Raw genomic sequence first — 11979 nt, 5'->3', positions numbered from 1 at the left:
GGGAAATGGACAGCAATCTACGAAAAAAAGCTGAAAGTCTGATCAATATCTATCAGCAGGTTGCCAAAGATTTTCGCTGGAAAAATTCAAGCAGTATCAATACGCTGATTGCTTTGTCTTATGTAACCAAAGACAAGGCTTATGACAGGAAAGAAATCGAAAGGGTCAATGACTATATCAAAAAGAATTTGGGTTCTTTTTCGAGTTTCAGACAAAGATCCATTCTGTATTCAGCCTTGCTGCTCGTCAATTCTCCCGATCCGGAAACAAAACTGGATATCCTTCTTGCTTATGATGAGAAACTCAAAGAAAACGGGTTTCGCAGTTACACATACAGGCCGGTGACTGCCTATACACTGTTCTTGAATTGCGAACCGCGCAAAGCCGATATTCGGATTGCCAAAGCCTATGAGATTTTCACCGAAATGAAGAAACATCACCCCTGGCTGACTTCCGGTGATGATTATGCTGTCTCAATCCTGCTTGCAGCTTCGGATAAACCCGTACAGAGTATCATAGCCAAAATGGAAGAGCTGTACAAAGAACTTCATGAATGTGGTTTTAGCCGTGGAAACGGGCTCCAATTCTTGTCGCACATCTTAAGTCTGAGCGAGGAGAACAGTAAGGCTAAAGCTGCAAGATGCCGCATCCTGTATGATTTCTTCGGTCAAAATAAATTAAAAGTCTACGCCAATAACTATGGAACACTCGGTCTGCTTACCTTGCTTGAAGATAAAAGCCAGAGAGCTGCGCGTGAGGTGCTTGGAATGAGTGAATATCTCCGAGAAGACCGAAATATCCGCTGGCTGGGCAAGGAGACTATTTTTCTTACAGCAGCGTCGCTCGTTTCTTGCACGATGTTGGAAAGCCTCAAAAACAGCAATGATGTGATCTATACCAATGCTTTTGTGACAATTGAAGCACTCATCGCAGCTCAAAATGCAGCAATGATCGGCGCTGCGTGTGCCGCAACGGCTGCATCCAGCGGCAGCTAGCGTGTATCGATCATCCGCCAGGCAGTTTTGTCTATCAGGTGGCTATTAAAAGCAGACTCCGCATCCATAAAGACATGATCATAATGGCCAAATTCTAATTGCTGAAATGCTGATTGATTAATAATAAGGTGAGACATACCGCCCTGATTTGAAACATAAATATTTGCAGTCTCCCTTGTGATTGTATTTGTAGTTGGGTCCTGCGCATAGACCTCATTTCCTTTGACGATGAGGGTCAGGTGCGAGGACTTTTCTTTATTGATAAAGACCAGATTATAACGATATTCATTTAATTCCTTAATCATTTTTTGATCTGTTTGTATCATAAGATGCAAATTGCCTTCCTTGGAGATTTCTGCATAGACAGCTAAGATATCTCCTCCTTTGTCCACATCCAAAAGCAGTTTATCCTGAACAGGGTCCTGAATCAATATATTGCCGGCATTTGGCGTAATGTCCGAATCTATATGCATGCCGCTGATTAGTTTAGCATCTGTGTACTGCCCAAATAATTCGCTCGGCTTTTCAAAACAGGACATCTGGAATCCCAGTGTTTTTTGCTGCGAATGATACAGCTTGATCGCTTCGGTCTTTAATCTTATTTCCTGATCAGTTAGATCGAGTGTATACCACTTGGTGCCGGTTTTAAGCAGTTTGGCCGGTGGCGCAAGATCCCTTTTATGCTGTGAGCCGGCTTCCGGGCTAGGCCATAAACCGCGGTGAATTAGATAAAGCCACTCTTTCTGCGGAGAATAGTTCAGCACAGTCAGCGTATATTTCGTGAAAGCATTGGTAGCCCAATGATCCGGATGTTTATCATTCGGGTGCGGCATGACAATATCGGTTGGCTGAAAATCGTGAATGATCTGTGATAAATCAGCAACAACATTTTGCCCGCAATACAGGCGGCTTTTCTTAAGACTGTTGGTATAGGGTGACCGGTCTGCTTGGGTATAGGGACTGGTGTACGGACTCGTTGAATTCCAGTTGGAAGACCATAGTGAGGCAAGTCCGCCGTCAGGATAACCCAGGAAGATAATATCGCTTTCAGAAATTCCCAATGATGCCAGAGCTTTCACTGATTCCTGCTGGCGTGTATAGCCAAAATTGATATATTCTTTTGATGTAAGCGTCAGCTTTGTATAGTCTAAATGGGCTGCAACCCTATAACCATCACCATTGGTCATAAGGACCACTTTTACTTTACCTCCGTTAGCCAGCGTCTTTTTGATGAGCATACCCGCCCCCAGCGTCTCGTCATCTGGGTGCGGCGCAATAATCAGGACCCGGGAGTTCGCTCCAGGCGCACCGATATGCTCCGGAGTTGTGTTGACCATATAATTGGCAGCCATCTGATCCGATAGGATAAATACAAACGCGAATACAATAATCAGAGTAGAAGCAGCCAGGAGAATTCTTCTTTTCAAGATTTTTTTCATAATACCTCAGTTAAGCTCAGCAAAATTTGTGTTTAAGAATTTTTGCTCGAGTGATTTTATACAAATTTATAAGTCTCTATGGTTAAATTGCCATCTAACATTATACCTTAAAATAAGAGGCTTAAAATAGATGAATGATAAAAAAATAAAAATATAACAAATTGAAGTAATTTAAAAAATTAAGCGTTTATCCTAAGAAAGCGCTATTATCTCAAGATGATATTTAAAATAACGCAAATAAATGCAAGTAATAGTTAAAAAATAAACCATTTAAAACTATTTAAAAATCAATTGATTAAGTAAAAAAATAAATTAAAATTAAAAATAAAGTTATATAGGCCGAATCATGCTTCTTAAGAAACATGTTTGTATTTTCTTAAATAATAAATAAAAGTTTTCAAGTTAGTACTAGTCAAAATGTAGAGATATGGTATAATGATATCGTTACACTTTCTCGGGGGCGTTTTAGACTCGCTCGGGGGAGCAATGGCAAGAGTTGCGTGTCGAGATCCCGCTTGACCTCGTTAAACAGCGGACAAACAATAACTGACAAAACAAATTACGCTTTAGCAGCTTAAGCTGCTACATCCTGCCTTCTTAACCTGCGGGGAAGGTCCAGGGTGTCAAATTAGCAGGAAAACTTGTGCGGCCACCGTCTGAGGCCAAAACAAGGATTAACCAGACTGGCTTCAAAGGAATCCCGCTTTCAGGAGTCCCGCGAAGCGAGAATTAAAATGAGAGCTACACACGTAGATGCTTTTGGTATTGTCTTTCGATACAGGGGTGCAAGTCCCCTCGCCTCCACCAAAATTCGTCCGAAAACCCGCTATTCATGCGGGTTTTATGATTTGCAAGGCAGGGATTTCCCTGTTTTTTTATATGGATTTGAAAAAAGCAAAAAAAAAGAAGGGATTATCCCCCCATTGCCTCCACTAATTTCCTTGTTCCCACCATATTGATGGCCCTTTTCAAATTATAAGCAAGAAAACTAAGCCCCAGCTCGCCTGTGGCTTTTTCTATACCCTTGCATAATAGATAATGGGCGCCATGGTACCATTTGACCGTGCCAAAAGGATGTTCAGACAGACATAAGCGGAGCTTTTGGGTCGGGATATCGTCACGAATATGTAAAACTACCTTTTTCCAGGACTGCCGCTTAAGAAGCTTGAAAGCATTGCTTGTCCCAAATACGAAACATTTTCGTATTAGATATGCTCTCTTTAATCATTTCATTCTGCCCGACCACCGATTTACTGTGGACATTGAGAACAAAATATGAAAGGCTGGAATCTTTGATTATCTCAAAAGAATAGGACACCTGAGGACTTAAAAAGGAAAATAGTTTAACCTGAAGAATATATAATTAATCTTTGTATAAATGCCGATATAATAATGAAATCTGTCTTACGATATATATTAGGATAAGTTTAAGTCTAAAAAGCGTAGACTAGAAAATTATATGCAACAAAGATTATAAAAAAGATTATAAAATTGTAACAAAGAGTTAGCAAAGGGGAATTGACATGGTATATCTGAAAAAAGGTTTTAGCTACTGTCTGCTTTTGGGTTCTTTTATCTTAATATTGTTGCTGCTTCCCCGTCCAGAGAATGCCTGTGCATATTACGACAGCAGGTTGTCTGGTGTGGACCGCTACCAGACGGCCATGGACATCTCCGGTGAGGGATGGGATCAATCCGATTATGTCCTTCTTGTCAGCGGCGAAGATTTTGCCGACGCGCTTTGTGCCGGCCCTTTAGCCAAAAAATATAACGCCCCCATTCTCTATACAGAAAAGTCTACACTTAACAGCTATGCCCTCAAAGAAATTGAAAGATTGGATGTAAAAAATATTTTGATTATTGGGGGATATGATGCGATATCCAGAAATGTAGAACATACTCTTGAAGAGTCTACTAATGTGTCCAATATTGAACGCATCTACGGTTCTGACAGATATGCGACTTCTGTTGAAATCGCTAAAAGGCTTGGTAGTAAAACTGTCGCCCTGGCGAATGGGAATAACTATGCTGATACTCTGTCCATTTCGACAATTGCTGCGGCTCAAGGTTATTCTGTTCTCCTTTCGTCGGCCAATGTTTTACCGGAAGTTGTAAGAATGCATCTGCAAAATTATCAAATCAGTAGCACTTATATTATCGGGGGAACAAGCGTTATCGGGACAAACATCGAAAACCAGATTCCTTCTCCAGTCAGGTTGGCAGGAAATGATCGCTATGATACGAACCGGGTTGTTCTTGAGTATTTTTCCAAAGTTCTTGATTATAATAAGCTCTATGTAGGAACTGCGGATAATGAAGAAGGTTTTGCCGCCTCATTGGCCGGCACAGCACTGGCAGCAAAAACATCCTCGCCGATCATTCTCTGTGGAACGGAACGTTCCGTTATAACAGAAGATTTGGTCCGGAGTCATATGACCGTCGCCAGCTATATCCATGCCCTAGGTGGGACTGGGGCAGTCTCTGACCACATTATCGACGGACTTAATCAAAGCTATGATCAAGTACAAAAAAGTGTTTTTGACCAGGCAGGCACATATGGTCCTTTGTCCGGAACAATGACAGTCGGGAATCTGGCCATTGAATCCTCGGGTGTTATTGTCCAGAACACGGTTATTCAAGGTGATCTTCTCCTGGGTGAAGGTATCGGCGGCGGAACGGTTGAACTGAGAAATGTTACGGTCAAAGGCCGGACCACTGTAAGGGGATGCGGGTCAGGGGAAATTCTCGGCGATACTTTTATTTCCAAAGCGCTGGTTATTGACGTCATATCGGAAAAGAATACTGTAATAGACCTTGATGAGAAATCTCAAGTACAGAATGTCCTGTTGGAAACAGATGCCACCCTTGACGCTTCTGACTGCACATCATCGGTAGCATTTACGACCGTAAATATCATCCGAGGAGAATATGTAGAATTAATGGGAGGCTTCAGTACAGTCAACGTTGCTTCAGAGGGGATAGAGATCGTACTAGATAGCGGAAAGATAAATATACTCAATGCCAATTCACGCCTTACCTTATCCGGATCAGGTACGATCAGCACTGCTAATATTGGCAGCGACGACGTTACACTATATATTAAGCCAGGAAAAACAAACAACAATAACAATTATGACGTCGATATTGTGGATGAATAGACAAATAACAAAAAACATTGATGTCGACTGTTAAATGGATTATGAAGCCTCGATGATTTAGGGCGGAATAACTGTTCTTGTTTCAATTGAAAGTATTATTGCTTATATATTAGGAATAATAACTGTGAAAAAACTCAAGGATTGTTTAGTCCCTGCTTGCCAAAAACCAGTTAAGGAAAGGTATTAATTCCTGACTTTAGAAGATAAAAGACGAAAAATCGCTGAATCACTTGATGCGCAAGAGATTCAGCGATTTTAAATTGTCCTATTATTTTAGGTTTATTGTTAGATCCAATTTTGTGCATGAACGGAACTTGGTCAGTGTCATGTTTGTCTTTAGAGGAGTCAGTTTGAGTATCGATGCGAGATCGAGATAAGTCTGGGAAACTTGGGTTGGGGTAACGATATTATTTGGGTATTCTCCCTGAACTAATGCAAGGGGGTCCTGTATTGCTTCCATGATTTGCGCGGCCGAAACGCTCTTGCCCATTGATTGTTCGAGTAAGTACTGTGCATAACGGAGTATGCATAACGCGATGAAACACATGGCAAAGTGCCCCTTAATATGTTCGTCATTCCATACGAAAACCGGTCGTGCTCTAAGGTCAGTCTTAAGTATTCTAAAACTCTCTTCGATCTTCCATAGTCCTCCGTATATCTTGGAAACCTCATCTGTGCTCAAGTTCAGGTTGTTGGTAATGACCGCATAATACCCATCATAGCGGGCGGCTTGCTCAATTTTTGCTTCATCCAGCTTCCAATCTTCTGTGTCAAGCTCCATCTGCAAAAACTGATTGCAACCCCGTTTTACTGCAGCCTTAAGCTGATAGGGTTTGTCAAGGCGTTTCTTGAGCTTCTCTAGTACGCGTTCCCTGTCGGATCTGTCTTTGTTAGCCCGTTTGGCCGACCAGGTTAAGTGTATCTTTACGGGAATTTTTTCAATAGTGTACTTCCTGGGCCTTCCTCTTTTTTTCTTTTCAGCACTTTCCTCATCCTGATCTATGGGAACCTTGACCTCCAGTATTTGCTCTACGATCTTGGAACGAGAGGTTATCTCCCCTGTGGCAAGGTCCACACTATCTTGCCATCCTTCGTCGTTCCATACAAGTTCCTTAAAGGAGTCAGGAGAACGCTTTAAAGTATAGCTGATGACGAAGTCGTGCCCACCCTTGCAGAGGTACTCAAGATTGCTGCCGCTGTTGAGTCCTCTGTCGGCAACCACCGTGATCTTTTCCAGCCTGTACAGACTCTTAAGCTTCTCTACCGATCGGGTCAGAGTACACTGATCCATCGTGTTGCCTGGAAAAAGTTCATACGTTATGGGTATGCCGTTGTTGTCCAAAAGCAGCCCCATGACCACCTGAACTTCGTTATTTTTGTGATCCTTCGAGAAGCCAAACATTCGTAATTCGCCCCAGCGGGTGCTCTCAAAAGCGTACGTTGTGACGTCATAGTATGCTTCAGGACCACTGCGGCTGGTTTTCTTTTCAAAGAAGTCAGCAAGGTGGCTTATGATGGCCTCTTTCTGCTGGGAGAGTACATCAAGAACATCGTAAAGGACATCGATCCCAAGAGAAAGGATACCCGCATAGGAATTCTGTTCCAATGCACTCGCATGGATACTGCAAGGATCTGCGCAGCGATGGGCGACAAGGTAGAATAGAGCTTGTCCAACAGCTGTAGCATTGCGCTTTCCGCAATTAGCAAGAAAAAAGGCGTCTAACCCCATAGTGCTCCAAAGCTGTTTGATTAGCGCATGACCGAACCTGAAGGAAGGAACAACATCCTGAGGTGATGTGATGTCCATAACGGTAACGCTTAAAGCGAGAGGAGCGTTCGTTTCCTTCTTTGCCCTTGTCAGTTCAGCTGCTTCAGCCTTAAGCTTGGCAATAATGTCCGGATCCTCAGCGAGCATTCGTTCATAGTTACCAATCGTCTTCACGACATGCGTCTTTTTCTTCGTTGTTCCCGGAATACGGGTATCTTCTCTAAACTGTATGACCCGGGCCTTGCCCGAGCCTGTTATGGCAACGTACATACAGAAGGCTCCTCTGGATAAAAATATCTAAAACTATTATACCATAATCGCAACTAATATAAAAGGACATAATAGGACAAAATATAATATATTTTCTACATAAAAATCAGCCCTGAACTCCGCTATCTAAACGGTTTTCAGGGCTGAGTGCTAGCAGTTTTTCGTCTTATAAGTCCTAAAGTCAGGAAAACTCAAGGATTGTTTAGTCCCTGCTTGCCAAAAACCAGTTAAGGAAAGGTATTAATTTCGAGTACTGGAAGAAGGAATGGAAATGAGAAGAATATTCTTAATCGGATTTGTTGTAGGTATTTTGATTTTGTCGTTGGGTGGATGCAAATCTTGGGAGAAATCTTATGAGGAGGCGGCCGCTACAACTTTTCAAGTTAATGTATTAAAGGGAACACCCGTAGTAGGGATGATTAAGATGATGGAACCCGGTATTAAACCTAATCCTAGACTTGGCGACACGGTAAAATATGTAATAGAACAAAGCCCGGATACACTTTATGCTAAACTGCAAGCCGGGGAAATAGAAATAGCGGTAATTCCGACTGATATGGCGGCCAAGCTCTATAATAATGAGGGCCAATATCAACTGGCGGCGATTAATACCAAAGGGTCTATGTATGTACTCACCAATGGGGTTGTCATTGGCAGTCTGGCTGATTTAAAGGGTAAAGAGGTGCATTTTGCTGTTCCAAGTACAGCGTTGTTTGCAGTGTTTAAATACATGCTGGTTCAAAACGGAGTGGATCCGGATAAGGATATAACCCTTAAATTCATCGAGCCAGACCAGGTTCAAACCGATATTGCGAATACCAACAAAATCATGGTAATGACAGAACCGTGGGTATCAGAGTTAACAGCTACGAATAGCAATATAAAGATTGCTCTGGATATTCAAAAGGAATGGAATCGAATAAACGGGGAGGAGACGCCGCTTGCTCATACTTGTTTGGTGGTTAAGCAAGAGGTAGCAGGCCGGGATCCTGAAAAATTTGGCTTGTTTTTACGGGATTATGCTGATTCTATAGATTGGGTAAATAAAAAATCAGCAGAGGCTGCCAGACTGGTTGCTAATCATGATATCGGAATATCTCCCGAAGTGGCTGCGGAGCTTATTCCCAGATGCAACATGCTTTATATGAAAGCCATTGATGCTAAACCGGCAGTGGAGAAATATTTAAAGGTACTCCAAGGTAATTCGCCGGATTCAATAGGCGGAAAACTTCCTGATGAGAATTTTTATTATCAAAAAAACGACTGAATAATTTATCTTAGATATGTACTTCTTGCTGTGACATTTGTGCGAAATCCTCTATAGCAATACCTATAAATGCTTTTTATAAATATCATAGTGAAATTATTATGTCAATTAAAATAAGAAACCCTGAGAGGTTTCTTATTTCTATATCAGTTGAATATTATAACGAACTTAACATGACTCTGTTAAACTCTCATCCGTAGTTAAGAAGGGCTAACATTAATGGAGACGTGAGTAGATTTCTAGAAATAATGGAATAAATGAGTTATTTTAAAAATACGTTTTAGCGTAAGAGTTAACTAAGGAGGGATTTAATTGAAAGCAATATTACTGCCTGGAGATTTTGTTCGGGAGTCCTTGGAATTACACTTGTTTTTTGGACGAATTATGAAGGAGCATTCCATATTTCTCGAAGCTGGTTTTGTGACGAAGGATGCAGCATTTGCGCAACAAGCAGATATGTTTAAGACTCAATTTGCTGAAGTATTAAGGGAGACTGTATTTTTGGCAAACGGGGTTGTCAGTGAAGAAACATTAAGATCAGGGGAATCAATAACAGATAAAACGCTACGAGCTGAACAAATTACTGAGGAGCTATCTGGGATCACGATTGAATCAGTTATTACAAATGAAGAATTCGGACTAACCCCAAATGGTGGAGTAAATCCAGCACAACTTGAGGCACAAGTCACTGCCTTAAATCAGAAAGCCATTAGTTTGACCAATGCTTTGGTCCAGTTTAAAACCAACATACTTAACGGAATGCTTCAATGTAAATTGTTCACTTTTAATTTTCCCTTGTTAATAATCCATATCCGAAGAGAAGCATTATTTTACATAAATCATTTAGAGCGATTGCAAAGGCACATGGCGGTTGATTTTATTCAGGAGGCTATTGAAGAAGAAAAGTTCTGGAACAGGCAAATGGCGGAACACGCACAGTTTATCCGTCAATTATTAGATCCAACTGAATCTGGCCTAATTGTTAAAGCAGAAGGCTTTGACAAGCAATTCAATACACTTGAACAAAAGGTGCCGGAAGCATCCTTAACTAAAACAGATATTAGCGGTTTAACACGGTCAACGATTACGGCGACCCGAGCATTTAGAGATTTTAAAGCAGCCGGTACAGAAGGGATACTAACGTGTAAGATAAAATCAATAATCATTCCACTCTTAGCAGATCATGTATTGAGAGAAGCTAATCATTACATAAGAATATTAAACAGGTTAAAACGGGATTTACAGTTATAACACATTAGAATATTTCTAGGATTAGAAAAACAGAATTCAGGAACTGAACAAGTGGCTGAAACGACGGATACGGATGTATATCTGGAAGCAGTGGAAGAAACCGAAAGCCCGAATCGGGAACCTGATAACACTCGGCATGTCAGTTTACTGGGCACACAAGAATGGGTACACTGGCAAAGGCTACTGGAGAGTAGCCGGGAACGGGATACTTAACCATACGTTGACAGACAAATACCTCGAATCCCCCGGCTATGCCAAGAAATACGAGGTACTGCACTTAAACTATTGAACTGCCGTACGCAGAACCGCATATGCGGTGGTGTGAGAGGTCGGGGGCGAAACGCCCCCTCCTACTCGATTATTCAAATATTCGTTTAGAAAATAACACCTAGAGCGATAAGAATTAAAATGGCGATAGCAATAATACCAACGCCAGCTCCACGACCGTCGTAGCCCATCATGGGCATGGGGTATGCCATTGTCGGGGATACTGTTCTGCAGCAGCAGCCACCTCTACCTAACATAAGAATTTCCTCCTCTCATTTAATTAATTTTTAATTTAGAAAACGATGCCTAATGCAATTAACAGAAGAATGATAACAACAACAATAGCAATTCCTTCGAATCTTTCACGTTTTTCAGGGATAAAACCTTCGTAAGCCATTTTCGCACCTCCTCTTTATGGAAATTATATCCAATATAGTTATATGTTTTGTCCATAAATTATGTTAATAATTGTCCATAAAAATCGATCAAGCTTATCATAGAAAACAGAGAGTGTTTGAATTGATATTAAATTATTATTTCTTATAGTATTGGAAAAACTTGTAATTCTGACATATTAGTTGCAACCACTGATCCTACTGTATCCTCCATAACGTTATTAGGCGGCAAAGCTACTGCTGTTGGGGATGGTCAGGTGGACAGTACCAAGTAATTAACCTAGGACAAAAAAATAAGCAAAGGTAAGCATAAGCTTTCCATAGTGGCATTAGAAGGATAAACCTTCCAATGCCACTATTCGTCGTAATTGGAGTGGATCCAATATCCCTCTGCTGAATGAGAATGATAGTACATTCTATGATCATCAAGTTATTTTGAAAAATATAGTTTGTTCAGGAATCTTCGTCCGGTTTCGGTCTTAAATATTTTCTCAGAAACATTTTGAATGGCGATCTCTGACAGGTCATCTTCAAAAGCATTAACAATGAAATCAGCCTCCACCAATATCTGGTGATCAAGTCCGTCAATCTTATCATAGGTATGGTGATGCGCAATCAGCCAGCAAATCCTATCAATGACCATGGGATCAAAGTTCAAATCTTCCAATAACTTTCTGGCTTCAGGAGGCCCTTCGACTTGTTGGTGGCCTCCAGAAGCACTGTTGTATTTTTTCTCGCTGTTTTTTATCCCAATGTCATGAGTGACAGCCGCAATTTCAAGAATTTCCTGCGTGCTTTCATCCAGCCCTTCCTGCACGCCAATGGTCTTGGCAAAGCCATAGACCTTAATAAAATGGTTGATGCGCCGCGCGTCGCCCATAAAATAATTGATCATAGCGTTAATAACCTGCCCGATATGATTCATTTCGCACCTCCAGAAATTTCTGCTGTAGATAACCGTTCGGCATTCCTCAGCAGCATACGAGCACCTTTAAGGGACCCGTTTCCTACTGGGATAGATATGTCTCTGGGAAGATCAGGGTAGAGCCCGATGGTAATAGCTGACTCCAGATTAAGCTGTCATGGTATTGGCCGCTGTCTTAGTCAATTCTACTATAAAATACATGTAAAAGAACTATTTCGAATAGGTAACTTTATAACTGTAGAAC

Annotated in this window: 10 protein-coding genes and 1 other RNA gene; 6 read left to right on the top strand and 5 right to left on the bottom strand. The window is 41.3% G+C overall.

Annotation, left to right across the window (positions count from 1 at the left end):
- The first annotated feature begins 5 nt into the window (after positions 1 to 5).
- On the top strand, positions 6 to 995 hold the full coding sequence (locus DHBDCA_RS13830) for a DUF4003 domain-containing protein (RefSeq protein WP_015044853.1): 990 nt from the start codon (positions 6 to 8) through the stop codon (positions 993 to 995).
- Here DHBDCA_RS13830 and DHBDCA_RS13825 read toward each other — a convergent pair.
- Positions 992 to 2434 carry a PIG-L deacetylase family protein gene (locus DHBDCA_RS13825; RefSeq protein ID WP_015044852.1) on the bottom strand — a complete coding sequence of 481 codons (1443 nt, stop codon included), beginning with the start codon at positions 2432 to 2434 and terminating at the stop codon, positions 992 to 994. The genes DHBDCA_RS13830 and DHBDCA_RS13825 overlap by 4 nt on opposite strands.
- 456 nt (positions 2435 to 2890) lie before the next feature.
- On the opposite strand from DHBDCA_RS13825, the gene ssrA reads away from it, so the two are divergent.
- Positions 2891 to 3241: a transfer-messenger RNA gene (gene ssrA / locus DHBDCA_RS15105) on the top strand.
- Between the two features lie 716 nt (positions 3242 to 3957).
- Positions 3958 to 5592, top strand: a complete 1635-nt coding sequence (locus DHBDCA_RS13815; RefSeq protein WP_015044851.1) for a cell wall-binding repeat-containing protein — start codon at positions 3958 to 3960, stop codon at positions 5590 to 5592.
- A 268-nt stretch (positions 5593 to 5860) separates the two neighbouring features.
- Here DHBDCA_RS13815 and DHBDCA_RS13810 read toward each other — a convergent pair whose 3' ends face one another.
- Complete coding sequence (locus DHBDCA_RS13810) at positions 5861 to 7630, bottom strand: IS1634 family transposase (protein WP_015042137.1); 1770 nt, start codon at positions 7628 to 7630, stop codon at positions 5861 to 5863.
- A 271-nt stretch (positions 7631 to 7901) separates the two neighbouring features.
- On the opposite strand from DHBDCA_RS13810, the gene DHBDCA_RS13805 reads away from it, so the two are divergent.
- The 3 genes from DHBDCA_RS13805 (at position 7902) to DHBDCA_RS15095 (ending at position 10437) form a co-directional block, all read left to right on the top strand.
- Positions 7902 to 8897, top strand: a complete 996-nt coding sequence (locus DHBDCA_RS13805) for an ABC transporter substrate-binding protein (protein WP_242824924.1) — start codon at positions 7902 to 7904, stop codon at positions 8895 to 8897.
- Positions 8898 to 9209: 312 nt separating this feature from the next.
- The gene (locus tag DHBDCA_RS13800; protein WP_015044849.1) at positions 9210 to 10148 is read left to right on the top strand and encodes a DUF2935 domain-containing protein; all 939 of its coding nucleotides are present in this window, start codon (positions 9210 to 9212) and stop codon (positions 10146 to 10148) included.
- 73 nt (positions 10149 to 10221) lie between these two features.
- A complete protein-coding gene (locus DHBDCA_RS15095) occupies positions 10222 to 10437 on the top strand; it encodes a hypothetical protein (protein ID WP_015044848.1) in 216 nt (71 codons plus the stop codon).
- 85 nt (positions 10438 to 10522) lie between these two features.
- Here DHBDCA_RS15095 and DHBDCA_RS15540 read toward each other — a convergent pair whose 3' ends face one another.
- The 3 genes from DHBDCA_RS15540 to DHBDCA_RS15915 form a co-directional block, all read right to left on the bottom strand.
- Positions 10523 to 10672, bottom strand: a complete 150-nt coding sequence (locus DHBDCA_RS15540) for a hypothetical protein (RefSeq protein WP_167967851.1) — start codon at positions 10670 to 10672, stop codon at positions 10523 to 10525.
- 568 nt (positions 10673 to 11240) lie between these two features.
- Positions 11241 to 11735 carry an HD domain-containing protein gene (locus DHBDCA_RS13795; protein ID WP_015044847.1) on the bottom strand — a complete coding sequence of 165 codons (495 nt, stop codon included), beginning with the start codon at positions 11733 to 11735 and terminating at the stop codon, positions 11241 to 11243.
- Entirely contained in the window at positions 11732 to 11881 is a 150-nt protein-coding gene (locus DHBDCA_RS15915; protein WP_144020291.1) for an ASKHA domain-containing protein, read from the bottom strand. Before DHBDCA_RS15915 ends, DHBDCA_RS13795 begins: the two co-directional genes overlap by 4 nt.
- Positions 11882 to 11979 lie beyond the last annotated feature (98 nt).

This window comes from Dehalobacter sp. DCA (assembly GCF_000305775.1).
Lineage (GTDB): Bacteria > Bacillota > Desulfitobacteriia > Desulfitobacteriales > Syntrophobotulaceae > Dehalobacter > Dehalobacter alkaniphilus.
Note: the sequence above shows the minus strand (reverse complement) of the source record. Positions and strands in the feature narration are given on the sequence as shown.